Here is a 24,296-nt window from a genome sequence, read left to right as displayed (position 1 = left end):
CTACCAAACAACATCCCAGCCTATATTGTTGTATTTTTGTAGCCTACAAAAAACATAAAATTATGAGTACAACAAATCATATTAGCACAAAGTGGCTGGGTAACATGTCCTTTGAAAGTAATAACCCATCTGGGCATTCATTGAGAATGGATATCGCCAAAGAAGACGGTGGTGATGGTAGTGGTTATAGACCTAAAGCATTAATGTTATCTTCATTGGCAGGTTGTTCTGGCTTAGATGTAGCGGCAATGTTTAAGAAGATGAAGTTAGAGGTAGATGAGTTCAACATTGAAACAATCGCAAACCTAACAGATGAGCATCCTAAGTTTTATGATAAAGTAGTTATAGAATATCATTTTCATGGTGAAAACCTAAACGAGAAAAAACTACAAAGAGCGGTAGATTTATCTATTGAAAAATATTGTGGAGTAATGGAAATGTTCAGACAATTCGCTGAACTAGAGATTAAGACTGTTTTTCATAAGAAATAAATTTACAAGTTCAATCGCAAGTAACAAGTTCAAGTTCAAATAAAAATGATGCCAGATAAAAAGTTTGACCTTGAAGATAGATTGGTTGATTTTGCTGCCAATATTGTACTTTTTTGTAAGGACTTGCCGTCTGATATGACCGGTCAGTATTATGGTAATCAACTATTAAGGTCAGCAGGGAGTTCTGCGCTTAATTTTGGTGAAGCGCAAGGAACAAATACGGTTAAGGATTATATCAATAAAGCTTCTATATCTTTAAAAGAATTGAAGGAGTCTAGGGTCAATCTTAAGATTTTGACTAAAGTAGAATATGGAAATGCAGCTAAAAGATTTGAAATATTAGACGAATTAGAACAATTAATAAGAATTATAGCAACAATCATTAAAAATAAAAAGTAACCGAAATTCAAATTTTAAAGGAGGTTTAAAGATTCTATTTGAGCATTTTTGAACTTGAACTTGAACTTGAACTTGAACTTGATTTTTGAACTTGAACTTTAATTTGAAAAAATGCGCTGGACAATTAAACCAAAACCGAAACAAGAAGATATTGATACTTTAGCGAGTGCGTTAAAGGTCGATGATTTGGTGGCGCAGCTATTGTTGCAAAGAGGAATTTCTACGTATGAAGAGGCGAAAGATTTCTTTCGTCCGCAGTTAGAAGATTTACATGATCCTTTTCTAATGAAGGACATGGATATTGCAGTAAACAGAATTGAAGAAGCCATTGCCAACGGAGAGAATATCTTGGTATATGGCGATTATGATGTAGATGGTACAACCGCTGTTGCTTTAATGTCGTCGTACCTATTAAGTTACTATCCTAATGTGGCAACGTATATTCCGGATCGGTATGATGAGGGATACGGAGTATCATATAAAGGAATTGACTTTGCAGAGGATAACGGATTCACCTTAATTGTTGCGTTGGATTGTGGAGTGAAGGCAATTGACAAAGTAGCCTACGCAAAAGAAAAAGGAATTGATTTCATTATCTGTGACCATCATAGACCTGGTACAATATTACCAAGTGCAGTAGCAGTTTTAGATCCAAAAAGAGAAGATTGTTCATATCCTTATGATGAATTATGTGGTTGCGGTGTAGGTTTTAAGTTAATTCAGGCATTAGGATCTCAAAGAGGAGAAACTATTGACGATGTTATCTATTACCTTGATTTAGTGGCAACTGCGATTGGGGCAGATATTGTACCGATAACAGGAGAGAATCGAATATTGGCTTTTTATGGCTTACAGGTTATTAATCAGCAGCCTAGAGCCGGATTTAAAGCTATTATTAATCAAATCAATAAAACAGAACTTACGATTACAGATGTAGTGTTCATTATTGCGCCTAGAATTAATGCTGCCGGTAGAATGAAACATGGTCAGTATGCGGTAAATCTATTGACCGAGACCAATATTGACCAAGCCATAAAATACGCTGCCGAAATTGAAATATTCAATACAGATAGAAGGGGCTTGGATCAGGAAATTACGATAGAAGCACTTGGGCAAATTCAAGAAAATCAAGAAGAAGAAGGGTTTACTTCTGTCGTTTATAAAGATACTTGGCATAAAGGGGTTATTGGTATAGTAGCATCTAGATTAACCGAAACCTACTATAGACCAACACTCGTTTTTACCAAAAGCGGCGATAAGTTGGCAGCATCGGCAAGATCGGTTAGAGGTTTTGATGTGTACAATGCTTTAGAAGGTTGTGCAGACTATATAGAACAGTTTGGCGGACACAAATATGCGGCAGGATTAACGATGTTAGAAGAACAGTATAACAACTTCAAACATCAATTTGAGAAAGTGGTGAAAGAGAGTATCGACCCACAAATGTTGATACCTGAAATTAGTATTGATACCGTAATTGAGTTAAAAGATATTAATGCAAAATTAATGCGGATTTTAAAACAATTTGCTCCTTTTGGTCCAGGTAATATGTCACCGGTATTTATGGCCGAAGATTTAAAAGATGCCGGTTATGCAAAAGGTGTTGGGAAAGAAGAAGCACATTTAAAAGTTTCGGTGGTACAGCAAGGCAGTCATAGAATTGACGGTATTGGTTTTAATATGGGTGATAAACTTTCATTGGTAACTGGCAGAAAACCTTTTAGCGCTGTTTTTTCTATTGATGAAAATGAATGGCAGGGCAATGTTAGTTTACAATTAAAATTAAGGGACATTAAATGAGAATAGAGCATATTGCTATTTGGGTGACTGATTTAGAAGCAATGCGTGCATTTTATGAAACGTATTTTAATGCGCTAGCAGGAGAAAAGTATCATAATACGGCTAAACAGTTTACATCTTACTTTTTAAGTTTTACTGATGGGGCAAGGTTAGAGATCATGCATAAACCATCTATTCATGCATCTACTGATAAGGCTGTAAATATCGGATTTATACATTTTGCCATGTCAGTAGGTTCAAAAGAACAGGTAGATATGTTAACTGAAAAGCTAAGAAAAGATGGATACAAAATAACCGGTGAGCCAAGAACTACAGGCGATGGATACTATGAAAGTGTCATTCTAGACCCAGAAGGAAATCAAATAGAAATCACCATTTAACAATACTATTTATAATTATTCTAAATAAGATTCATATATTTATATTAAATATGTAGATTCTTATGAACGATATACATCCTATTTACCAGAATGACTTTGGAATAGCCTTTCAATGGAAAAAAGAGAAACCCACCCAATCTAATAAAGTACAAGTGATTTTTAGGGATATTGGACTATTGCTTACCCAAAGCGAATTACGTTATTTTTCCACTTGCATAAAAGATACTATAGAAAACGGAAAGGGAAATCTCTGTGGTGATTGTAAAACTAAAGAGACTTGTAGGTCATTATTATTGAATACTCCCGCTCACCAAGTAACTTTTGCCGTAAGTTATCAAGAAGCTATTGAGGTAAGAGATTTAATAAATGGTACATTATTCAAGCTTGAATTAGATTCCTTTTTTGGTGAATTAGGAATTGATTAGTATTCAATAAATAACATATTCATTCTATTAAGTAATTAGTTAGTGAATCGCCATATGCACTGTATTTTATTAAATATATTTGGAATCTATTTAGCGATTACACTATGAGCGTTAATGATCCCTATGCTGCTTTAAGATTTAAAGAATTCAATATTTTTCTTCTAGTTCGTTTTGCCATGGTTTTTGCTTGGTCAATGCAGTTCATTGTCATAGAGTGGCAAGTGTATTCCATGACAAAAGACCCATTATCATTAGGTATAATTGGTTTAATGGAAGTAATACCCGCAGTGAGTATGGCACTTTTTGCCGGACACATTGTGGATCAAAAAGAAAAACGGAACCTTTTAATAAAATGTATTTGTGGCTTTTCTGTAATTAGCTTCGGTTTGTTTATGTTGAGCCTACCTTCGGTTTTAGAGACTTATGAAACCAAAGTAATTCTATACGGTATCTATACCCTCGTATTTTTTGGTGGATTGGTAAGAGCATTTTTAGGACCAACTATTTTTTCTCTTATCGCTTTGATCGTTCCCAAAAAAATATACCCCAATGCTGCAACTTGGAGCAGTACTACGTGGCAAATGGCATCAGTTCTTGGTCCGGCATTAGCAGGGTTTTCTATTAGTCTTATAGGAGTGCATTGGTCTATGTGCGTCATTTTTGGCTTTTCGTTGCTTGCATTGACGGCATTATTTAATATTTCAAAGAAACCAATACTAAATCCTAAAATTGGGGAGCCGGTCTTTCAGAGTTTAAAAGAAGGGTTAAACTTTGTGTTTAAAACAAGAGCAGTATTAGGTGCGTTGACCTTAGATATGATTGCCGTACTCTTTGGTGGAGCCGTAGCACTGTTACCTATTTTTGCACAAGATATTCTAAACGTAGGTTCAGAAGGTTTTGGTGTGTTAAGAGCGGCACCTGCTGTTGGGGCAGCCATAACAATGTTGGGGTCTACTAGGTTTCCGTTACATAAAAATGCAGGTAAGAAATTATTATTCGCCGTATTTGGCTTTGGAGTATGTATGATTGTATTTGGTCTATCTACCTATTTCTGGTTATCGGTTATAGCATTATTTTTAAGTGGTGCAGTAGACGGGGTGTCCATGATTATAAGACAAACGATATTGCAATTAAAGACACCTGATAATATGCGTGGGCGTGTAGCCTCTGTAAATTCTATGTTTGTAGGATCATCTAATGAGCTTGGAGCTTTCGAGAGCGGACTCACTGCTAAATTAATGGGAACGGTAACAGCTGTTGTTTTTGGTGGTACCATGACTTTATTAACGGTCGGACTTACTGCCATCGTTTCGCCTAAGTTTAGAAAGCTAGATTTGCAGAAAGATGTAGAAGACCATGAGAGTTAAAGAACTTAGATTCATATCATAAAAAAAGCCCCTAATTAGGGGCTTTTTTTATTGTAGGTGATGCTTAATGTTTGGGTCATTAAGCGGGGGAACTTTTAGGTAACTGTAGATTTGGGAATCAACACTTAATCTTAACAACAATGTAAAGGTATCATCAATTGGTAGTTTACACTAACTTTTGTTGTGAAGTGTCATTTTTAACATGTAGGAAAAGGATTACATGTTGTTTGATAGTATTTTTAACTTTAATTAGTCTGATTTTGTAAAAAAAAGACATCATATAAAAAATGTAAATTATTTGTTTTTCTGAAGTGTGATTGTATACCATATCCCTTTTTAAAAATGCATAAGATTTTTTTAAACTTGAATAATTATCATTTAAGAAAAAAAATTAAAACAACGAAAAAGCCCCTAAAATAGGGGCTATTCTTTAAAATAGGTACACTTAAAATTTGGGTTTTAAGCTAGGGAAACTTGTAGGTAATGCGAAGATTTGGGTTCAACACTTAAACTTAATAACACTGTAAAGATATAACGAAGAACTAGTTTTATAAAACTATTGTTGTGAACTGCTTAATTTATGTTGTAAGAAAAGGATTACAATTAAATTTGTGTATTTTGTCGATGTTTTTGCTGAAATTTAGCTGAATTCTTTCAATGAAAGTTGCTTGCCGTCAAACTCTGCATAGGTGTAGTAATTGATCCAATCTCCAAGATTGGTATATTTTGAATTTTCTTTCAATTCTATTTCTAAAGGAAGATGTCTATGACCAAAAATGAAATGGTCATAATGTTGAGTTTCTAACTTTCGTTTGGCATATAGCACCAGCCATTCTTTGTCTTCACCTAAGAACTTGGCATCATCATCACCACTGATTAATTTATTGCTTACAGAAAGGTGTTTTGCTAAACGAACACCAATATCTGGGTGAAGCCATTTAAAGAACCATTTGGCTAGAGGGTTGGTAAATACCTTCTTCATTCTTTTAAAGCCCTTATCGTCCGGTCCTAGTCCGTCACCATGCCCAACAAAGAAGGAAGCTCCGTTTATAGAATACTGCTGAGGTTTGTGGTATACAGGTATATTTAATTCTTCTTCAAAGTAACCATTCATCCAAAGATCGTGGTTACCTACAAAGTACTGTATTTGAATGCCGGCATCAGAAAGTTCTGCAAGTTTCCCAAGTGTTCTAGTAAATCCTTTTGGGATAACGGTGGTGTATTCAAACCAAAAATCGAACAAATCGCCCATTAAGAAAATCACTCCGGCATCAGACTTGATCGTATCTAGCCAGCGAATAAACTTCAATTCTCTCAACCTACTTTCTTCCATAGTAGGTGCACCTAGGTGGTTATCACTAGCAAAATATACTTTTTTTCCTGCAGGAAGTTCAATATTCGTCATCAGGATGTAAATATAATAACTGTTTTGCGTACCTAGGGAATACACACATCAAAATAAGAGAATGCTATTCTAAATTAAACGGCAGTATCTTTCTCGTTCAATACCATTTTTATTGGTAGGTGATCACTAAATCCTTTTTCGTTAAATGTAGATGAATTTGGTCTACCAAACTTTACCGGTTTTTGGTAAGATCCAGAAGTGAGCTCAGGGTAGGCAATGATTTCTGCAGTACTTAATTTAAAAGGTAATTCTGATTTCTCTGATAAAATACTTTTAGAAATCATAAACTGATCAAGCATGTTGTATTCATTACCGAATACGAATGTGCCTATTTGAGCATCTAAAAATCTATGCATTACATTATAGAAGTACTTTAGGCGCACTCTATTACTTTTCACCAAGGCTTTGTTATTAATAGCCTTTAAATATGCTGTAATACTCTTGTTATATGGGTTATCATTAAAATCGCCCATTAATATAATATTGGCATCATCGCCTTGCTCTTCGTAAATTCTCTCTATCCAATATGATAAATTTTCGGCAACCATAATTCTAAATGGCTCGCTTTCGAGTTCACCACCAGATCTAGATGGCCAATGGTTAAGTACACATACCAGCTTATTGCCATTGGCAGTATTGATATGAACTTGAAACAAATCTCTGGTCGTATTTTTTTTTATAATACGTAGACTAAACGTTTGCTGTTCTGGTCCGTATTTGGTTTTATCATAAATAAGGGCAGTGTCAATACCTCTTTTATCATCACCTTCAGAAATTACAAAACCGTAGTTCTTATTTAAGGCAGCACTCATGGCATCTATAAGTAGCTCAATAACATACTCGTTTTCTACCTCACAAACACCCAATATATCTGGACCTTCACCGTTATTGAATTTTGAAATAACAGCTGTTAGATTGGCTATTTTTTGGTCTAGAATAGCAGCACTCCATCCGTCGAGTTCCTTACCCAAGTGGTTGTTTAAAAATTCACTTCGTCTGGGAGAATTTTCTACATCGAACAGGTTTTCAAGATTCCACCAGTAAATATGATGCTTGGTCATGTTGTTATATATTAAGGAATTACCCTAAAAATAAAACAATTTATAAGCTTGTAAAGAAAGTAAAAGGTTAAGTTTTGTTGAACTTAATTATCACTAGCATACCATTCTGCAAAAGAAGTATCTGTTTCTTGCAGTTTTAAAGAGAATAATGAAATGTTCTCTGGAAGGCGAGATTTAATTTTCGCTGCAAAATCGATTACCATATTCTCACTAGTAGGTTGGTAATCTGCCAAAATAACACTGTGTCCTCTATCAGTTAATTCTTTGGCAAGTTCAACATGAGGTGTGTTTTTATTGAATACCGTAGAATGATCAAAAATATCAACGATATCTTCTTTGACTATTTTCTTTAGATCACCAAAATCTATCACCATTCCTAATTTTACGTGGCTGGTGTCTGTAATAGGTCTGCCAATAACGGTTACGGATAATTTATAGCTATGACCGTGCACATTTCTACATTTACCGTCATAACCGTAAAGTGCATGTCCCGTTTCAAAATTGAATTGTTTGGTAATACGAATATTGCTCATAGCCTATAATTATATGGCAAAGGTAGGGAATCTTTAAAAGGATTTATATAGAGAAATCATTCTAAAACAATCTCGGTATTTCCAGTGATTAAGCTAACGTGGCAACAGTCTGCACCAACTTCATAATCTTCAGTGATGACCTCTTCAGCAGCAATAAAGCCTTTGAAAGTAAGTGTTGCCGTAGTATTTTGGTATTGAATACGATTGGCATCACTAAGAATAGGGTAGAAACCTTGCTCTTTAAGGTATTGATATTCTTCGCCGTTAAAATCTTCAGCTATGTTTTTACCTGTTTCAGTATCTATGACCTCATAACTATCTAATGCAATAGCTTCGCCCGATGCGTCTATTACACTGACCGTAATGGTAACAAAATTTAGGGTGCATATAGCCGTAGAACAATCTTGTTGTTCAATAGAATCGTCTTTGTCGTTACAGGCAACAAGAAATATAGATAGAAAAACTAATGTGATTTTTGCGAACATAAAACTGGTTTTTTACAAGATGCTCGAATACCGATTAGTTGCGTAGGGTGTTGAATTACCTCTTGTATTTCTTCTTTGCGCGCATTTTGTTTACGAAATAAATGATCAAAACAGATAGTGCAAGAACTGGAAATACTAGGTTACCGTTTAAAAATTGAAAGAAATCCATACTAATTATTTAGAAACAGAACGAAAGGCTGTTTCAGTTATTGTTTATTTTTTAAATTTTGACAGAGCGTTTCTAGTAAAATCAGAAAGGGCTAATTTTCCGGTGATCGCTGCGCGTTCTGTCAATAAGGTATCCCAATGGTCGGTACCTTCCCATAAAACTTTCTTCCATTCAGTTAAAGCATCAGCATTATAGCTGGCCAATTTGTGAATGAAGAAATCAAGTTCCTTGTCCATTTCTTGTGCAGAGTCGTACACTTTATTGAACAAGCCTTTTTCTTGAGCCCAATATGCGCTTTTCCATTCGGTAGGTGCTAAAGACATTTCGCCCATAGCGGCAGTACCTATTTTACGAGCTACAGCAGGGGCAATTACTAAAGGAGCAATACCAATACTAAGTTCTGATAGTTTAATTGATGCATTTACATTAGAATACACATAATCACAAGCAGCGGCAAGACCTACGCCACCACCAACAGTTTTACCATGTACACGACCTACAATTACCTTTTTACACGTACGCATGGCATTAATGACATGGGCAAAACCGCTAAAAAATGCTTTACCTTCTTCAAGATTAGAAACTTCAAGTAACTCATCAAAAGAAGCACCGGCACAAAAAGCTTTTTCTCCTTCAGATTTTAATAGGATAACAGATACGACCTCATCTTCAGAAAGCTCATTAATAGTGTCTGTTAAGCGTTCTAGAAGTTCAGAAACGAATGAATTACTAGCAGGATGCCCAAACTCTACATGAGCAACTTTACCATCTATTCGTGTATATAAACTTCCATTTTTTCTTGAAGTGACCATAGCATTTTATTTTACTCGATAATCGAGATTACATACTTCGAGATTTGTCTTGAAGTAGCTGATACAAAATTACGGATTTTGCAATAAAGGTTTGAATTTGTTTCTGAATTTCCATACTAATGCACCACCTCTAATAAACATCCAAACGGTGAAAGCAAGCCATATGCCTGTTAATCCCCAGTGAAGATATTTGCCTAAAAATAGCATGGGCACAAAGCCTAAAAAAGTAGCTACAAGCAAGGTATTTCGTAAATATTTCATTTCACCAAGACCTTTAAAAACTCCATCTAAAACAAAGGCAGTGCTATTAAACGGAAGCCCCAGAATAATAATATAGAAGATGCCGTAAAAAGCAGAAAGCACCAAAGGCTCATTAGAAAATAAGCTACCCAATGGTTTGTAGAAAATAGTAGCCAAAGCCATAATGACCAGGCTAACAATGAGACCGTATTTCGTAATCTTTTTAGCCAATAACCAGAGTCCGTCATAATTGCGTTCCCCTAATAACCTGCCGCCCATAATATTACCTGCCGCACCGTAGCCATCTATAAAAAATGCGGAGAAAAGCCATAGGTTTATGGCAATGGTATGCGCCCCTATGTATTTATCACCAAGTGCGGTAGCTTCTCTAACGGCAAGAATAAGCGCAGTGTTCAAGGCAATGGCACGAACAAATAAATTTAAGCTCATGACTACCAAACGACCAAGTTCTTGGTGAACAGGTAATTTTAGTTTTAGGCTAATATCGGTCTTCGTTAAAAGTAAATAGAATGCCATGATTGCCATTATCGCTTGTGCCAACAAACTGGCATAGGCGGCACCTTCTAAATACATGGCAGGGATGAATCCTTCAATACCATATACAAAGGCAAAATCAAGAATAACGTTCAAGACCGCTCCTGTAATAGCAATGACCATGGGCCAATAGGTGTTCTGTAATCCGCGGAAAATACCCATCACCGCGAAAACGAATAAGGTTAATGGAAATCCCCAAACTCGAATGGAGTAGTAACTAATACAGTATTGCAATATTTTTCCTTTAGCATTTAAAAGTTCAAAGATTTCTTGAACAACAAAAATGGTAGATAGCAAAACCAGAATACTCAAAGCAATGTTGAGGTAAATAGCCTGCGCGGGCAGGGTTTTAACGGCTTCTAATTTACCGGCACCTAAGTACTGTGAAATAATGGAAGATATAGCACTACGCGTTTGCCCAAGAATCCAGATTAGCATAGAAAGAAAAGAACCTACAATACCTGCTGCGGCAAGAGACTCTAATCCGTCAACAGGAATGTTCCCTACAATGGCTGTATCTGTAATGGACAATAAAGGTTCGGCAATACCGGCAATAGTAGCGGGAATAGCTAAAGCATTTATAGATTTGAAGTTAACGGAAGTTTTCAAAAAATATAGTTTCTATAGTACAAGTTCGTAGCAATGAAAAGGATGTTCACTTTGTTTTGGAAAAAAGATATCTCCTAATTTGGTATAACCACGTTGCTCGTAAAATTTCTGATTTCTTTTGTTCTGGCTAAAGGTATCTAACCTAACGGATACGGCATTGTTTTCTCTGGCAAAACTTTCGCCGAAGTCCATTAAACGTTGGGCAAAACCTTTGCTTTGATATTTAGGGTGCACTGCTAGGCGATGAATATAGTAGTTGTTTACATTTTCTGTTAGCCAGTTTACAGAAGTGTATTCTTCATCCATAAGAAGAGAAACAACAATACAACCTACTATTTCGTTATCAATTTGAAGCACATAAAGTTCATTGCGACCTATGTCATTTTCAAATGCCAGTTTAGAAGGGTAATCGGTCGTCCATTGGTAAATACCATTGGCTTCCATAGCAATTCTACAAGCATCTGTCATTTTAAGAATTTTGGGTATTTGCGATATCTTTGCCGGTGCTATCATAAAAGCGATTTAATTAAATTGTAAATTTAGAGGTATAATCAACACTTTTTATCATGATGAATATTCTTGTTCCGATCGGGACCTCCTCAAATGCGAATCAAACATTACAATATGCAGTAGATTTTGCACAAGACTTTGGTGCAGAAATATATGTAATGGAAGTTTTTAATGTCAGCGGAAAAACAGGAACGCTTGCCAATATAACACAAAAGGTAGCCGATAATTCAAAGGAAAGATTAAAGGAAATAGTCGGTACAGTAGATACAAAAGACGTCTCTATAAAAATAGCAAGTTTTAACGGTGAGCTAAAAGACGGACTAAAAGAAATTGATAAGGGTATTGGTATAGATTTAATTATACTGGCGCCTAGAAGTAATGATATTAAAGAAGAGAATTATTTAGGGCAAACTTCAGGAGCCATTATAAAAAGAACAAACATACCAACATTGATCGTACCAAAAGGAACAGCGTATAAGTCGTTTAAAAATATATTGGTTGCTTTTAAATCTGGTATTCTAAAAAGAAAGAGAATTCTTGATCCATTAATTGAGATGAAGAATAAGCACAACGCCAATGTAAATTTATTGATGGTGAAAACTCCCGGATATTCAGATGACGATTTAAAGATAAATACGGCATTGATGGACATTTCTTCGCAGTTGACCTTTACAGAAAACTCAACAACGTATCATGGCGTTTTAGAGCATTTTCAAGCAAAACAACCCGATTTATTGTGTGTTTTTAGAAGAAAACGTGGTTTTTTCAAGAAATTATGGGAAAAGAGTACCATTTCAAAATCAGAGTTTTATGCCCCTGTACCGGTATTGGTGCTTAGTGTAAAGAAAGATTAAGTAGTACTTTGTTAGCATACTAAAATGTATTTTCTTTGAACTTCTTGAAAAGCGGGGGATTAGCATAGTTTTCTTGTGCGTTCCGAAAGCATTTGGGAAAATCATTCCTAATTAAATTGAAGGAAAGATAAAATAAAGGGGGATTAGCTCAGTTGGCTAGAGCGCTTGCCTGGCAGGCAAGAGGTCACCGGTTCGAATCCGGTATTCTCCACGTAAAAAGGTTTCCAGTTATGGGAGCCTTTTTTGTTTTATACAATTTCAAAGCATATATCTAATATTTTATTTCATAGTATAAAAAAGAATAGGGCTTCGCCGCAATTAAAACTCCATTTATAAACACTAGTCTGCACATAACTTCCACCTAAAGCTATTTCACGAATTTCTTCAGATATACAATATCATGATTATTAAAATGTTATTAGAACAAGATTATTGATGATATATATACAACCCCCAAAAGAAAATCATTAAAATGAAGAAAATTATTTTCACATATCTATCTATTATTTGTTTATTCAGTTGCTCACAAAATGATTCTGAAGAACAATTAAACTTTATAAATATTCAATTAGACTTAGATCAAGTAGAGGAATACTCAGATGCCTATGACTATACAGATTTCAGGGTAGCGGTATACGGTTCTAAAGAAGATTATTTCAGTGAAGTAAATGCTGTGTTTTCTGGCAGTATAGATGCTAGTGGTAAAATTTCAATTTCAGAAAATTTAGAGGAAAAGAGTTACTATGTAGATATTTATACAGAAGATAAAGTGTTAAGTAATTGGCAAGTAACAGATTTAGATGTTGACACTTCTAATATTATAAAGTTTTATACTGCAAACACCAATGAGTTTTATTCTGCGGTGTACATGAAAGACAATAGAAGGTTAGTTGGCAATTGGTCTTTTCTATCTTATGAGCATATTAACAATGATAATGAAGAAAGAACAGATAAAGTGTTTTTATCCATCAACAAAGAGTTTACTGCCACTTCATATGAAACGTATGAAGGTATAGCGTATCAATTACATTTTAAATTACAAGAAAATGGTTATTTAGAATTGGTTACTATAGAACCTAATCCAGATAATTATCCAGTATACCAAACTAATTCAGAAGGTCTAGTAGTTCAGATAGATCAAGATGGATTATTATATTTTTCTAATTACTCTGGTGATAACGTAGTTTATGTAGGAAATTAAAAAAATAATAAGTTTTAGATAAGGCTTCCAGAGATGGGAGCCTTTTTTATTTCTAAACTATTGGTCGTGTTATATGAAATGAAAGATATCGTTTGATACCCTAAACTAAGTATCTGATTTATAATGGTTAAATTGGGACTTGTTATTCATCAATCAATCAATCAAATCGTTTACAATCATGATAGTAAAAAAAATCAGTCAACTAATTCTGTTTACATTATTTGTGGGTACAACCTACGCACAAACCAATGATTCCATTTCTAAAAAACTCACCAATGAGTTAAACAAAATTGCTACAGATGGCTCTTTAGTCGGTTTTTCGGTAGCCATCGTTAATGAAGAAGGCACCTTGTATGAAAACGGATTCGGATTTGCAGATAAAAAAGCAAACATAAAATACACCGAAAATTCGCTTCAAAATATAGGGTCCATTTCCAAAACCTTTATTGGCGTTGCATTGTTGAAAGCGCAGGAATTGGGTAAGCTAAATTTAGATGATGATATAAACGACTACCTACCTTTTAAAGTTGTGCATCCTAAATTTAAAAATACACCTATTACCATTCGTCAATTGGCAAGTCATACCTCAGGTATAAAAGACCCGGCAGAATATGAGAGCAAGGGTTATGTTCTTAAAGAGGCGGAAAACGGAGACGCCAAAGTAAACGGCAATTTCCGTAGTCCAGATGAAATGATGTCTTTGGGCGATTATCTTGAAGCCATTTTGAGTGAAGATGGTAAGTGGTATAAAAAGAAAACATTTTCGAAATATTCTCCAGGTGGTATGTTTAACTATTCTAATATTGGGGCAGGGTTGGCGGCACTGGTTCTGGAACAAGCAACGGGAGAATCATTTCCAGAATTTACCCAAAAACATATTTTTGACCCCTTAGAAATGACAAGTTCTGGATGGTCTTTTGATACCATAGATTTCTCTATGCATTCAAAATTATATGTTGATCAAGATACCGAACTGGCATTTTACAAATTGGTGAATTACCCAGATGGCGGACTGATTACTTCCTCCCACGATTTGGCGAAATACCTATCTGAAATTATAAAAGGCTATGCAGGTAATGGTGTTATTTTATCCGCAGAAAGCTATAAGGTCTTATTTACACCTCAGTTAACTGACGAAAACCATAAAGACCGGAGTGATAGTGAATATAATGACGAATACAATATGGGGGTTTTTATGGGCATGTCTACAAAAGGGCAAATTGGGCATACAGGAGGTGATCCAAGCGTAGTCACCCATATGTTTTTCAATGAAAAGACCAAGGTCGGAAAACTGTTATTGGTCAACACAGAATTAGATAAAGAAAGTGTACAAGATTTCATAGCTATTTGGCGGGCATTAATTGCTCATGAAAATGAGTTCTAACAAAAAGAGGTGTTATGAAAAATGAAATACATACCATTTGGCTAGATCTCAATGAAGAATTGTATCATTTTATTTTAGGGAAGATCAAAGACGAGCAGGTAGCAAAAGACATTCATCAAGAGGTGTTCTTGAAAATACAGACCAAGATCCATCAGCTGCAACATACTTCTAAGTTAACCTCTTGGGTATATCAGATTACAAGAAATACCATAATCGACCATTTTCGCAAGCCAAATTCTAACACCGTTTCCATAACTGATTTTGATATGCCAGAAGAACAGTCGGGCGATTTTGACTATTCAAAATTGACCAATTGCATCAACCAGAAAATAGAACAGTTATCTGCCCAGCATAAAGAAGCTATTGTATTGACTACGTTTCAAGAATATTCTCAAAAAGAGTTGGCAAAGCACTTGAACATATCATATTCGGGTACAAAATCTAGAGTTCAAAAAGCTAGGGACATATTAAAAATACAGTTACTTAGTTGCCCAAATGTGGCGTCTGACCAAACAGGTAAATTGCTCGATTTTGATAATAATGAAGAATAGCTACGTCTTTTAATAATGTACCACGTCTATCTGTTATAAACCTTAAATAAGTTATGATGGATGATCAAAAAAAAGTAACCGTACAAATATTAAATGCCTTTACCGAGAATGATCAAGGCGGCAATCCTGCAGGTGTTGTTCTACATGCCGATGCCTTATCTCATGAAAATAAATTAGCCATAGCCCAAAAAGTGGGGCTCTCAGAAACCGCATTTGTATCTCGTTCCAAAACGGCAGATTTTAAATTAGATTTCTATACGCCAACAAAGCAAATAGCACATTGCGGACATGCCACCATTGCCGCTTTTTCATACCTGAAACAATTGGGGTTGTTAAAGGGTAATTCGTCATCAAAAGAGACCATAGACGGAAATAGAAAAATAGAAATACAGGGAGATTTGGCTTTTATGGAGCAATTGGCGCCCAGTTATGTAGACCCATCTAAAGATGAAAACGAAATTCTAAAATCAATAGGATTAACAAAAGCAGATTTGCTGCCAAACGCACCAATTCAAGTAGTCAATACCGGTAATTCTTTTCTATTGATTCCCGTGAAAGATGTAAAAACGCTAGAAGCTATTACCCCACATTTTGATGCCATAGAAAATATCAGTGAAGCATATGATTTAATAGGATATTACGTATTCACTACAGATGCTGCAGCACATGAAATAGATGCGACAACAAGAATGTTCGCGCCACGCTACGGTATTTTAGAAGAAGCAGCAACGGGTATGGCCGCAGGTCCTTTAGCTAGTTATTTGTTTGATGTCTTGCAGCAAAAGCAAACCAATTTTAAAATTCAGCAAGGTAAATATATGAGTCCGCCATCATCAAGTGCGCTTGAAGTACAGTTACGTTTAGAAAATGAAACAATAACCGGACTCATGGCTGGCGGAAAAGGAGTTGTAGCCAATGAATTGAACATAGAGATATAAACAGCAGAAGCAACCAATTATCTGTAACGTATCTATCTAGTATATTCTAATAGTAAAACTATGAACATCGGTATGTTATTTAGGGTCATTGGTTGTATGATTTTGGTAATGGTTTTATATTCTTGTAGCAATGATGATGATAGTAACCTAATTTGTTCTGTTGAAGACCCTGTAGAAGAATTACCATGGTTAAATGAATGGGTTGCCACACTTTCAGAATTTGAGTATATACGAAGTGCGCGTTATTTGGGCGATGATGTTTTCTATAATATCAACTGTAATCCTTTGGTAAACTATGTCTCTATTTTATATGATTGCCAGGGGAAAGTAATAGGCTTTACTGGAGATTTTAGAGGGCAATTCACCAATGATCAACTGCTATGGTTGCCAGAAAACTCACAATGCAGCTTCCCGGTAGATAGATAGCACTGCGTATATTCAATACTCAGTATTTAAGACTTATAACTATTTCCTCTCTGTTTTTGTAACAATTGCATGGCGTAAACGTCCTATTGTCAATCAATCAAAAATCACAATCATGAAATCGACCAACACTGTAGGTAGGATAATAGGATTACTATTTCTACTCATTTTTGTCATGGGTATTCTTGTGTATCAATTTCTACAGGGACCCATTTTATTTTCAGATGACTTTTTAATTAATGCTACGCCAAATGCTCCAAAATTAATTACCTCCGTATTGCTTGGAAGTTTAAGTGGCCTATTCTCTATTGGTATTGCGGCAATGCTATTTCCTGTTTTTAAAAAATATAGCATTACACTAGCCGTGCTATACTTAGCATTTAGTATTCTAGATTTTGTTGCAATAAGTATAGATAATACCAGTGTTTTGGCTATGCTAGAGTTAAGTAAAGAATACATGACTACTGTGGAGGCTAACGCTAATATGCTTGAGTCAATGGCTCCCATATACTTTCAAAAACATTGGTGGACACATTATTTGAGTTTATTGACATCTTGCTTTTCTGTATTTGTTCTCTATTTCACATTTTACAGAACAAATTTGATACCTAGAGTACTTTCTGGCTTTGGTATGCTTGCCGTACTACTAATGTTTATTGAGATACTGGCTTCTATTTTAGGCGAAGGTATTAGTATGAATATGTTGTTACCAATGGGTTTAATTCAATTGATTTTACCGCTGTGGTTATTGGTAAAAGGGTTGAATACAAAATGGTTAGAAACTAACTTTGGCGTAGCACGTTTAAAAGAATAAAGTATAACTGTTTTTTATGAATTACGCTTTCCCGTAATGCTGCATTGAAGAAAAATACTACCTTGTTGGTCGGTTCTAAAACACAACTTCCCCTGCCGTTTTAGAGTGTTATTATATAAATTAATATTTGGGTATAATGGGACTTGTTGCTTTATACCGTTGTTGGCAGTGAGCTAAAGAAACCTATGAACACGAAATGCAAACTTTGTAAGACGAATGATTTAGAAGACGTAGGTTCTCATATATTCACGGAGAGTATTATACGAACTGCGTTAAATGAAGATGGATTTACGAAACGAGCTGATAAAGAACTTATGTTTGAAATATCAGTGAATAAAGTTGGTTTAGACTTCTTTGGTTCTGCAATACAGCCAGAAAAAATTGAGGAAATAACAGGAAAACCTGTCACGGACGAACAAATTGCAGGAAACGAAAATGAAATAATAAACAAAAAGTTAGTCTGTAGAGACTGTGAAAAAAGGTTTAACCCAATAGAGACAGCTTTCGTTCAAGATATTTATTCAAAAATTGTCAAAAAGAGTAATGAAGAACTCAAAAAAGATACTTGTAATTATATCGTATTTGAAGATAAAAAACTTATTGCTCTACAATTTGTAATAATTAATGTGTGGAGAGCTTCTGCTTCAAATTACGACAATTGGAAACTAACTGATGAACAAGAGGAATATTTGAGAAGTTTTATCGACAAAACTTTAATCGGAGATTTAAATTCGATTAATGATAAAACCAAAGAGTTTGCCGATGAGATTACCGATTTCGATTTTGCTCTTAACTATTTTATTCAAGATGAAGAACGTTTGTCAGATAATGGACTTTTAATTGATAATTCCGTAAATCCGTATTTTATTCTGTTAAATAGATTATCAATAATTTTTGATTTTAAGAAAATATCCAGCGATGAAATACCTGAATTCTTAACTTCAATAATTGAAGATAATGTTGCCTGCATTATTTCAAGCCAACTAGAGAATGAATTGAGAATTGGAATAAACTCTGATAAGCAAAGGAAATTATTATTTCATCGCATTGCAATGCATCAATTAAATCAAATTATTACAAAATGTAATGAAACATTTTATGAATTGCACCGCAAGTTTTTAGGATTTTACCCACCACAAAGTTCTACTGCTTACTATGTAAAAACAATGGAGAACTATGTTGCCGAAAGAAAGGGGAAAATTAACATCGAAGAAATGATGCAACTTATTATTAAAGTAGTTTCTGATTGCGGAAGAAGTTACTTTTAGAAAAGCCAGTTGCCAACAATGTATATAAAACATAGCTATTATAGGCTTTACGCAAGGTTGTTGTGTATTTGCAAAGTCGCCAAATTTTTAAATTTACCTTTTAAGATTAAAAAGATAAAAACAAAACATAAAAATTTGGCTTGTGTATAATCCGAAAAATCAGCGTCTATTTACACGCTACGTTTCATATGCTAGACCGTTGGCGTTCATTATAAAAAATAAATAAAATTATGGCTGAACATGTAAACCCTGAATTAGGAAAAGAAGCTTTTAACTGTCCGCTATGTGGAGCATTTGCAAAACAAGAATGGAGCTACGGATACGGATACGATATGTATTCGGCTCAAATTAGAGGAGATAAGAAATGGACTGGAGATGTTGAAGGATTTCTTTTTTCGAAATGCACACATTGTAATAATCACTCTATATGGCATGAAGAAAAGAATATTTTAGTCTATCCAAAACAAACAACTCGGAATTTTGATTTAACTGAAATTCCAGAAATTTTATCAAGTGACTATGAAGAAGCATGTTTAGTTTTAAGTGATAGCCCAAAAGCAAGTGCAGCCTTAAGTCGTAGATGCTTACAGAGTGTTTTAAGAGAACAAGGTTTCAGTCATAAAAGTTTGGCGCAAGAGATACAGGATGCGATTGATAGTAATAAATTACCATCTCACATAACTGACTCATTAGATGCAATTAGGAATATAGGAAATTTTGCAGCTCATCCAATGAAGGACACTAATTCAGGAGCTGTAGTAGAAGTTGAACCAGGAGAAGCTGATTGGAATTTAGATGTAATTGAATCATTATTTGATTTTTTCTATATCCAACCTGCTAAAATGAAAGCCAGAAAAGTTGCACTGAATGAAAAACTGAAATCGATCGGAAAACCAGAAATGAAATAAAAACGACACACCAACAAAGAACTGAGATAAAAAACAAACAAATTCTTCTTTAATCTGAGACAATATTATTCTAGGCTCATAGATTCTAAAATCAGATTCTTTGAGCTTTTTTATTATATGTATCAAGACAAAGTACTTCACTCAACCTTAATCCTTATTTTTAAATAATGAAAGAAGGCTTAATAAAAGATACCTATGAATTAATTATAAAGGAAATTCAAACCGTGATTACGGTTTGTTATCTTCTGGCTGTTGGTATAGGTATGATTTTTAATTATAAAAAATATGCTGAGTTTGGTATAAATATTTTTGATTACGGAGACGTTTTTGATTTTTTAATAGCTCCATTTGCAGATGTTTATATCATTCTTTTTGCAGCGGCATCCACGTTGTTTATTTCTATACTGTTTTACCTTGATTATGTTTGGTTAAAAAGATGGCCTAAATCATATTCAAAAATGAATTTTGGGCGCGATAAAAAGAAGTGGTTTAAACAATACAGAATTACAGTAATAGCGATAAGTTTTGTTATATACTTGTTTTTATCTGCTGGGTTTTATGGAAAATACACGATGAAGAAAATAACCAATCAAAGAGATATTACCATTACTATGGTAGATAACGAAATAAAAAAGGGTAAGCTAATTGGCAAGACAAAGGATATTGTTTTCTTATTAAATGATGACGGTGTTTTTGCAATACCTCTTACATCTGTGATAAAACAAATAAAAATAAAATAATGGGAATTTTCGACCTGTTTAACAAAGGGGATAATAAGTCCGATATCTTAAATACAGACAACGGAATATTAGGACCAACATTTCTTAAAGGCTTTACTGAACATTTTGAAAATCCCAAAGACTTGCATTCACATGAATGGCGCAGAAAACTAAGGACTGCCTCAGCGAACAGAAAATTCAAAATCAAATTTTACGGAGCGCTTCATGAGGATTATAGCAATCTTATTGTTGAGACAGATTTTGCACCTGCTTTAGTATATGCAGTTGATATAGTTACTGGTGAAGAAATTCTCTTGTTTGACGGGTGTAAACACGGGTACAATGCTATGTTTTGCGATACTTTTACACCTGAACAAATTACAAATAGACCATTAGCAAACCAATATAAGGATAGTAAAGGAAACGAAGTTTTTGAAATAATCATAAGCACATATTATGGTATTGATTATGAAGATGAGTTTAGAGAAGAGGTTGATACCAATGGTTTGCTAGAACTTATTGATGGTACCAAAATGGATTTTGAAAGTGTAAAACGAAATGGCTATGACACATTACAAATTTGGGCGACTAATACCAACGGTGAGGCTGTTGAGTTAGTATCCGAAGAACTGGCATAAATAAAACGTATTCTAAATGTCTTTTAAAGCAATAAAACTTCAATAGCACCGCTTTAAATTTTAACACATCCCTAAGCAAATTCTTTAAAGTATGAGCCAACAAAAGCTACTACAAGCAGTATTTCAGGACCAGAAACCAAGAGAAATACTAGCTATAAATTCCTTCGGTGATATCCTCTTTAAAACAACAAATACCCAAGGCGATTGTTATGCTGTATTGCAGATTTATATAAACAATAACAATACAAACAGGGAGTATGCATTTTACTTTAGGCAACACCTACTGGGCAATAGCGCAAAACAATACAAGCAATTTTTAAGCGGTAAGGGTTTGTTTAGAACGGCAGAACAAAAAGAATTACACGAGGCGCTAATGTTGCGTGATGGACTGCTTGAAACTCTAGAAAAGAAACTAGCTAAAAAACCGAACGAAGTTTATATAGCCAATGCCTACCTAAGTAATCTAGATGATATAGAGGCTTTTTACACCTTGCCTAGTGACGCTTTTTACGAAAAGCTATTGCAAGAGTGTACTTTTAATGAAGATACACTTACTGACCTTACCGAGATAGACAATATTGGTGATAAGCCGCCTTTTTATATTCAAAAATTATATTGGGGTTACGGCAGGGAAGATAGCGCTGTAAAAGAGAAATTGTACGAGTGCATAAACCTTCAAGATTTATCGGTCTGGAACGAATTTGGCAATTTTTTAAACGAGCAAATTTCTAAATTACAGCAGCTGAGTAATGTAAGCGTGTATAATATGCATAGCATTCCAGATGCCTTTTTAAATAATTTACATACGTTGCCAAATTTGGTAAGCCTTACATTGGGCAGGCATTCATCGAACGCATTAGATCACCAATATCAGCTCAAAACTTTACCTGAGAATTTAGTTGCGTTACAAAATCTAAAATACCTGAATTTAGATGGCAATCAACTTACCGATTTTTCAGAGATAAGTAAATTATCACATTTAAAAACCTTGAGTGTATACAATAACCAGTTTACTAATTTGGAAGGTATAGCGGATCTGAAGCACGTTACGGTGTTGAATTTGGCGAACAATGCCATAACGGAATTACCGGTAGCCTTAAAAGAACTGAGTCAGTTGAAGGTGCTGATTCTTAGCAAAAACCCGTTACAAGAAATACCGAGTTGGTTGGGTGAACTTACCCAGCTTGAAGAGCTTCATTTAGAACAAACGCAGTTAAGAACACTACCAGAAAGTATTGGTCAATTGACCCAATTAAAAGTATTGGGGCTGAAGAAGAATCCGTTTGAGACATTGCCAAAAATTATGGGCAAGATTCCAAAACGCGTTTTAGATTTGGAATTGAGAAACAGGGCGTTGTTTGATGCCAAGGCAAATCAAAAGCTTTCTGAATACCCAGAAGGAGACTTCTTATTTGAATCTGACCTTAATTTTAAGCTATTGGTCATTCAGAAATTAATGTATGAAGATGAGGTGCTGCTGCCAAAGTTTAATATTTATGATTTTGCCAAAACATATGATATCGACATTGAGGAAAGGGGCTATGACATACTTCCGGAAGCGGTAGAGTATTTTGAAAACATAAAAATACCGTCTAGCTTATTAATAGATATTGAAGAATTATCTCCGGACGGAGGCAGTGAAATTTACAGTCAGCTGTATCCTTTTTGGGACGGTGAAGATGACTGTTTTGATGTGAAAAGCATAGCTGATATTGAATATCTACCACGCTTAAAACGAACCAATAATTTATTTTTTAATAAAGATCTGGTGAAAGAATTAAGAAAAAGAAAGATCAAGGTAAGCAACTATTAGTGCATTTAAGATCAACAGTAAACCATCAACAATTTGATAAAAATAATAGAAGCATATTTAACTAAGCTTTTTGAATATAATAAGAAAAGCGCCCAATATATGGAGGATCTTAAAGCTAATCCTCATTTTAGGACTACTGAAGAAATGAACAAAGAAGACCTAAAATCTAGTGCTTTTGTCGCTCCAGAGCTCAAAAAAGGAGAAGTAAGTGTGTGTACATCTCCAGATTTAGGAAATCAGATGCCTCTGGTTTTAGAAAAGTGGTATGTAAAAGTTGGTGATAGGGTAAAATCGGGTGATGTATTATGTGCAATTGGGAACGAAGCTGTTACCATGGAATGTGAAAGTTTCTATAATGGTAAAATCATTTGGATTTGTGAACATAAAAAAGACTTAGTCCCAGGAGATGAGCTATATAAAATTGAAGGTATAGAGCAGTAATTCCTAAACTCACTATCCCACTATCCCACTATCCCACTATCAAACTAATTCCCACCAAAAAGTACACAAGATTCGAAAATGCGTGTAAGTGCTCTCGGCATCTTCGCATATACCTTTGTCCTATTCTTTTAGACACTTAAATAATAGGCGATATGAGTACAACACAATTTGGTAACAATGGGTGGACACCAAATAGAATAAACAGCCTTGAAGGCAAAACATTCATTATTACTGGTACAACCAGTGGCACTGGTTTTGAAGCTGCAAAAATACTTTTGAAAAAAGGGGCAAAAGTGGTGATGCTTAACCGTAACCCACAAAAATCTGCCGATACTATAGCAGCCTTAAAGCAAGAGCTAGGTAATGCCATACCGGTAAGCAATATAGAGATGGACTTGGCATCATTAGCATCCGTTAAAAAAGCTGCAGATGAAATACTTAAAACTGTACCGCAAATAGATGCCTTAATGTGCAATGCAGCCATTGCCCAAGTACCCAAACAAACCTTTACCGAAGATGGATTTGAAAGTCAGTTAGGGGTAAACCATTACGGTAATTTCTTATTGCAAGCATTGCTATACCCACGTATAGAAGAGTCAAACGGGCGAATAGTAACCGTGGGCAGTATGGGCTACAATTTAGGCATTAAGACCATACAATTCGATGATATGAACTGGGACAAGAACTACAGCCCTAACGGCGTATATAGTCAAAGTAAATTGGCACAGATCATGACCGTTTATGAATTGCAAGATAGACTTAAGGCGGCGGGCAAAACAGGTGTGAAATCATACGCATGCCACCCTGGTGCATCTTCAACATCATTGATCAAGACCAGCGGTAGCTTGTTGACAAGATTTATTTGGCAGATCATGAAATTAACGCCCATGGTACAATCTGCAGAGAAAGGGGCGTACCCAGAATTGATGTGTGCCACCGAACCAGATTTGGATCAAGAAGGATTTTACGGGCCAACAGGAAAAAATTATTGGACAGGGGCCGTAGGTGAGTGTAAACTAGAACCGCACGCGAAAGATAAATCGGTAATGAAAAGGCTTTGGGAGCTTTCTGAAAAAGAAACCGGTGTAACTTGGAATTTGTAA

General features: G+C 35.0%; 27 protein-coding genes and 1 tRNA gene. 21 read left to right on the top strand and 7 right to left on the bottom strand.

Going from position 1 to position 24,296, the window contains the following annotated elements:
• Window positions 1–62 precede the first annotated feature (62 nt).
• The 6 genes from BUC31_RS03195 (at window position 63) to BUC31_RS03170 (ending at window position 4,862) form a co-directional block, all read left to right on the top strand.
• Window positions 63–491: an OsmC family protein gene (locus BUC31_RS03195; protein WP_073241207.1), complete on the top strand. Its 429-nt coding sequence runs from the start codon at window positions 63–65 to the stop codon at window positions 489–491.
• A gap of 48 nt (window positions 492–539) precedes the next feature.
• Window positions 540–890: a four helix bundle protein gene (locus tag BUC31_RS03190; protein WP_073243718.1), complete on the top strand. Its 351-nt coding sequence runs from the start codon at window positions 540–542 to the stop codon at window positions 888–890.
• 111 nt (window positions 891–1,001) lie between these two features.
• Entirely contained in the window at window positions 1,002–2,690 is a 1,689-nt protein-coding gene (recJ, locus tag BUC31_RS03185) for a single-stranded-DNA-specific exonuclease RecJ (protein ID WP_073241205.1), read from the top strand.
• The gene (locus tag BUC31_RS03180; RefSeq protein WP_073241203.1) at window positions 2,687–3,070 is read left to right on the top strand and encodes a VOC family protein; all 384 of its coding nucleotides are present in this window, start codon (window positions 2,687–2,689) and stop codon (window positions 3,068–3,070) included. The genes recJ and BUC31_RS03180 overlap by 4 nt, the downstream gene beginning before the upstream one ends.
• Window positions 3,071–3,132: 62 nt before the next feature.
• Complete coding sequence (locus BUC31_RS03175) at window positions 3,133–3,495, top strand: hypothetical protein (protein WP_073241201.1); 363 nt, start codon at window positions 3,133–3,135, stop codon at window positions 3,493–3,495.
• A gap of 104 nt (window positions 3,496–3,599) precedes the next feature.
• A complete protein-coding gene (locus BUC31_RS03170; RefSeq protein WP_073241199.1) occupies window positions 3,600–4,862 on the top strand; it encodes an MFS transporter in 1,263 nt (420 codons plus the stop codon).
• Between the two features lie 640 nt (window positions 4,863–5,502).
• Here BUC31_RS03170 and BUC31_RS03165 read toward each other — a convergent pair.
• The 7 genes from BUC31_RS03165 to BUC31_RS03135 form a co-directional block, all read right to left on the bottom strand.
• A complete protein-coding gene (locus tag BUC31_RS03165) occupies window positions 5,503–6,267 on the bottom strand; it encodes a UDP-2,3-diacylglucosamine diphosphatase (protein WP_073241197.1) in 765 nt (254 codons plus the stop codon).
• Window positions 6,268–6,341: 74 nt separating this feature from the next.
• The gene (locus tag BUC31_RS03160; RefSeq protein ID WP_073241195.1) at window positions 6,342–7,328 is read right to left on the bottom strand and encodes an endonuclease/exonuclease/phosphatase family protein; all 987 of its coding nucleotides are present in this window, start codon (window positions 7,326–7,328) and stop codon (window positions 6,342–6,344) included.
• A gap of 83 nt (window positions 7,329–7,411) precedes the next feature.
• The gene (locus tag BUC31_RS03155) at window positions 7,412–7,861 is read right to left on the bottom strand and encodes a 6-pyruvoyl trahydropterin synthase family protein (protein ID WP_073241193.1); all 450 of its coding nucleotides are present in this window, start codon (window positions 7,859–7,861) and stop codon (window positions 7,412–7,414) included.
• A 56-nt stretch (window positions 7,862–7,917) separates the two neighbouring features.
• The gene (locus tag BUC31_RS03150; RefSeq protein WP_073241191.1) at window positions 7,918–8,346 is read right to left on the bottom strand and encodes a hypothetical protein; all 429 of its coding nucleotides are present in this window, start codon (window positions 8,344–8,346) and stop codon (window positions 7,918–7,920) included.
• Window positions 8,347–8,559: 213 nt separating this feature from the next.
• Window positions 8,560–9,327 (bottom strand): enoyl-CoA hydratase/isomerase family protein, encoded by a 768-nt coding sequence (locus BUC31_RS03145; RefSeq protein WP_073241189.1) that lies wholly within the window; start codon window positions 9,325–9,327, stop codon window positions 8,560–8,562.
• Between the two features lie 69 nt (window positions 9,328–9,396).
• Window positions 9,397–10,731 carry an MATE family efflux transporter gene (locus tag BUC31_RS03140; RefSeq protein ID WP_073241187.1) on the bottom strand — a complete coding sequence of 445 codons (1,335 nt, stop codon included), beginning with the start codon at window positions 10,729–10,731 and terminating at the stop codon, window positions 9,397–9,399.
• Window positions 10,732–10,743: 12 nt separating this feature from the next.
• Complete coding sequence (locus BUC31_RS03135) at window positions 10,744–11,244, bottom strand: GNAT family N-acetyltransferase (RefSeq protein WP_073241185.1); 501 nt, start codon at window positions 11,242–11,244, stop codon at window positions 10,744–10,746.
• Between the two features lie 53 nt (window positions 11,245–11,297).
• Here BUC31_RS03135 and BUC31_RS03130 point away from each other — a divergent pair, with 53 nt between their 5' ends.
• The 15 genes from BUC31_RS03130 (at window position 11,298) to BUC31_RS03060 (ending at window position 24,296) form a co-directional block, all read left to right on the top strand.
• Window positions 11,298–12,095: a universal stress protein gene (locus BUC31_RS03130; RefSeq protein ID WP_073241184.1), complete on the top strand. Its 798-nt coding sequence runs from the start codon at window positions 11,298–11,300 to the stop codon at window positions 12,093–12,095.
• A 137-nt stretch (window positions 12,096–12,232) separates the two neighbouring features.
• Window positions 12,233–12,306 (top strand) — tRNA-Ala (locus BUC31_RS03125).
• Between the two features lie 261 nt (window positions 12,307–12,567).
• A complete protein-coding gene (locus tag BUC31_RS03120) occupies window positions 12,568–13,296 on the top strand; it encodes a hypothetical protein (protein ID WP_073241182.1) in 729 nt (242 codons plus the stop codon).
• Between the two features lie 178 nt (window positions 13,297–13,474).
• The gene (locus tag BUC31_RS03115) at window positions 13,475–14,680 is read left to right on the top strand and encodes a serine hydrolase domain-containing protein (RefSeq protein ID WP_073241180.1); all 1,206 of its coding nucleotides are present in this window, start codon (window positions 13,475–13,477) and stop codon (window positions 14,678–14,680) included.
• Window positions 14,681–14,694: 14 nt separating this feature from the next.
• Entirely contained in the window at window positions 14,695–15,231 is a 537-nt protein-coding gene (locus BUC31_RS03110) for a sigma-70 family RNA polymerase sigma factor (protein WP_073241178.1), read from the top strand.
• Window positions 15,232–15,284: 53 nt separating this feature from the next.
• A complete protein-coding gene (locus tag BUC31_RS03105; RefSeq protein WP_244533995.1) occupies window positions 15,285–16,169 on the top strand; it encodes a PhzF family phenazine biosynthesis protein in 885 nt (294 codons plus the stop codon).
• A gap of 60 nt (window positions 16,170–16,229) precedes the next feature.
• Window positions 16,230–16,595: a hypothetical protein gene (locus BUC31_RS03100; protein WP_139251883.1), complete on the top strand. Its 366-nt coding sequence runs from the start codon at window positions 16,230–16,232 to the stop codon at window positions 16,593–16,595.
• A 112-nt stretch (window positions 16,596–16,707) separates the two neighbouring features.
• Window positions 16,708–17,406: a DUF4386 domain-containing protein gene (locus BUC31_RS03095; protein WP_073241171.1), complete on the top strand. Its 699-nt coding sequence runs from the start codon at window positions 16,708–16,710 to the stop codon at window positions 17,404–17,406.
• Between the two features lie 185 nt (window positions 17,407–17,591).
• On the top strand, window positions 17,592–18,674 hold the full coding sequence (locus BUC31_RS03090) for a polysaccharide deacetylase family protein (RefSeq protein ID WP_139251882.1): 1,083 nt from the start codon (window positions 17,592–17,594) through the stop codon (window positions 18,672–18,674).
• 230 nt (window positions 18,675–18,904) lie between these two features.
• Window positions 18,905–19,582 (top strand): DUF4145 domain-containing protein, encoded by a 678-nt coding sequence (locus tag BUC31_RS03085; RefSeq protein WP_211573844.1) that lies wholly within the window; start codon window positions 18,905–18,907, stop codon window positions 19,580–19,582.
• Window positions 19,583–19,749: 167 nt separating this feature from the next.
• A complete protein-coding gene (locus tag BUC31_RS20420) occupies window positions 19,750–20,322 on the top strand; it encodes a hypothetical protein (RefSeq protein WP_073241161.1) in 573 nt (190 codons plus the stop codon).
• Window positions 20,322–20,939, top strand: a complete 618-nt coding sequence (locus BUC31_RS03075) for a hypothetical protein (RefSeq protein ID WP_073241159.1) — start codon at window positions 20,322–20,324, stop codon at window positions 20,937–20,939. Before BUC31_RS20420 ends, BUC31_RS03075 begins: the two co-directional genes overlap by 1 nt.
• Before the next feature lie 91 nt (window positions 20,940–21,030).
• Entirely contained in the window at window positions 21,031–22,752 is a 1,722-nt protein-coding gene (locus tag BUC31_RS03070) for a leucine-rich repeat domain-containing protein (protein ID WP_073241157.1), read from the top strand.
• A 33-nt stretch (window positions 22,753–22,785) separates the two neighbouring features.
• Window positions 22,786–23,193, top strand: a complete 408-nt coding sequence (locus tag BUC31_RS03065; RefSeq protein ID WP_139251881.1) for a biotin/lipoyl-containing protein — start codon at window positions 22,786–22,788, stop codon at window positions 23,191–23,193.
• Window positions 23,194–23,345: 152 nt separating this feature from the next.
• A complete protein-coding gene (locus BUC31_RS03060; protein ID WP_073241152.1) occupies window positions 23,346–24,296 on the top strand; it encodes an SDR family oxidoreductase in 951 nt (316 codons plus the stop codon).

This window comes from Maribacter aquivivus (assembly GCF_900142175.1).
GTDB classification, from domain to species: domain Bacteria; phylum Bacteroidota; class Bacteroidia; order Flavobacteriales; family Flavobacteriaceae; genus Maribacter; species Maribacter aquivivus.
Note: the sequence above shows the minus strand (reverse complement) of the source record. Positions and strands in the feature narration are given on the sequence as shown.

Excerpts from the sequence above, each read along its gene's own strand:
- BUC31_RS03155 (WP_073241193.1), bottom strand. The coding sequence starts at position 7,861 with ATGAGCAATATTCGTATTACCAAACAATTCAATTTTGAAACGGGACAT.
- BUC31_RS03090 (WP_139251882.1), top strand. The coding sequence starts at position 17,592 with ATGAACACGAAATGCAAACTTTGTAAGACGAATGATTTAGAAGACGTA.
- BUC31_RS03100 (WP_139251883.1), top strand. The coding sequence starts at position 16,230 with ATGAACATCGGTATGTTATTTAGGGTCATTGGTTGTATGATTTTGGTA.
- BUC31_RS03060 (WP_073241152.1), top strand. The coding sequence starts at position 23,346 with ATGAGTACAACACAATTTGGTAACAATGGGTGGACACCAAATAGAATA.
- BUC31_RS03120 (WP_073241182.1), top strand. The coding sequence starts at position 12,568 with ATGAAGAAAATTATTTTCACATATCTATCTATTATTTGTTTATTCAGT.
- BUC31_RS03085 (WP_211573844.1), top strand. The coding sequence starts at position 18,905 with ATGGCTGAACATGTAAACCCTGAATTAGGAAAAGAAGCTTTTAACTGT.
- BUC31_RS20420 (WP_073241161.1), top strand. The coding sequence starts at position 19,750 with ATGAAAGAAGGCTTAATAAAAGATACCTATGAATTAATTATAAAGGAA.
- BUC31_RS03075 (WP_073241159.1), top strand. The coding sequence starts at position 20,322 with ATGGGAATTTTCGACCTGTTTAACAAAGGGGATAATAAGTCCGATATC.
- BUC31_RS03180 (WP_073241203.1), top strand. The coding sequence starts at position 2,687 with ATGAGAATAGAGCATATTGCTATTTGGGTGACTGATTTAGAAGCAATG.
- BUC31_RS03160 (WP_073241195.1), bottom strand. The coding sequence starts at position 7,328 with ATGACCAAGCATCATATTTACTGGTGGAATCTTGAAAACCTGTTCGAT.
- BUC31_RS03105 (WP_244533995.1), top strand. The coding sequence starts at position 15,285 with ATGATGGATGATCAAAAAAAAGTAACCGTACAAATATTAAATGCCTTT.
- BUC31_RS03115 (WP_073241180.1), top strand. The coding sequence starts at position 13,475 with ATGATAGTAAAAAAAATCAGTCAACTAATTCTGTTTACATTATTTGTG.
- BUC31_RS03145 (WP_073241189.1), bottom strand. The coding sequence starts at position 9,327 with ATGGTCACTTCAAGAAAAAATGGAAGTTTATATACACGAATAGATGGT.
- recJ (WP_073241205.1), top strand. The coding sequence starts at position 1,002 with ATGCGCTGGACAATTAAACCAAAACCGAAACAAGAAGATATTGATACT.
- BUC31_RS03135 (WP_073241185.1), bottom strand. The coding sequence starts at position 11,244 with ATGATAGCACCGGCAAAGATATCGCAAATACCCAAAATTCTTAAAATG.
- BUC31_RS03130 (WP_073241184.1), top strand. The coding sequence starts at position 11,298 with ATGATGAATATTCTTGTTCCGATCGGGACCTCCTCAAATGCGAATCAA.
- BUC31_RS03170 (WP_073241199.1), top strand. The coding sequence starts at position 3,600 with ATGAGCGTTAATGATCCCTATGCTGCTTTAAGATTTAAAGAATTCAAT.
- BUC31_RS03150 (WP_073241191.1), bottom strand. The coding sequence starts at position 8,346 with ATGTTCGCAAAAATCACATTAGTTTTTCTATCTATATTTCTTGTTGCC.
- BUC31_RS03190 (WP_073243718.1), top strand. The coding sequence starts at position 540 with ATGCCAGATAAAAAGTTTGACCTTGAAGATAGATTGGTTGATTTTGCT.
- BUC31_RS03070 (WP_073241157.1), top strand. The coding sequence starts at position 21,031 with ATGAGCCAACAAAAGCTACTACAAGCAGTATTTCAGGACCAGAAACCA.
- BUC31_RS03165 (WP_073241197.1), bottom strand. The coding sequence starts at position 6,267 with ATGACGAATATTGAACTTCCTGCAGGAAAAAAAGTATATTTTGCTAGT.
- BUC31_RS03195 (WP_073241207.1), top strand. The coding sequence starts at position 63 with ATGAGTACAACAAATCATATTAGCACAAAGTGGCTGGGTAACATGTCC.
- BUC31_RS03175 (WP_073241201.1), top strand. The coding sequence starts at position 3,133 with ATGAACGATATACATCCTATTTACCAGAATGACTTTGGAATAGCCTTT.
- BUC31_RS03110 (WP_073241178.1), top strand. The coding sequence starts at position 14,695 with ATGAAAAATGAAATACATACCATTTGGCTAGATCTCAATGAAGAATTG.
- BUC31_RS03095 (WP_073241171.1), top strand. The coding sequence starts at position 16,708 with ATGAAATCGACCAACACTGTAGGTAGGATAATAGGATTACTATTTCTA.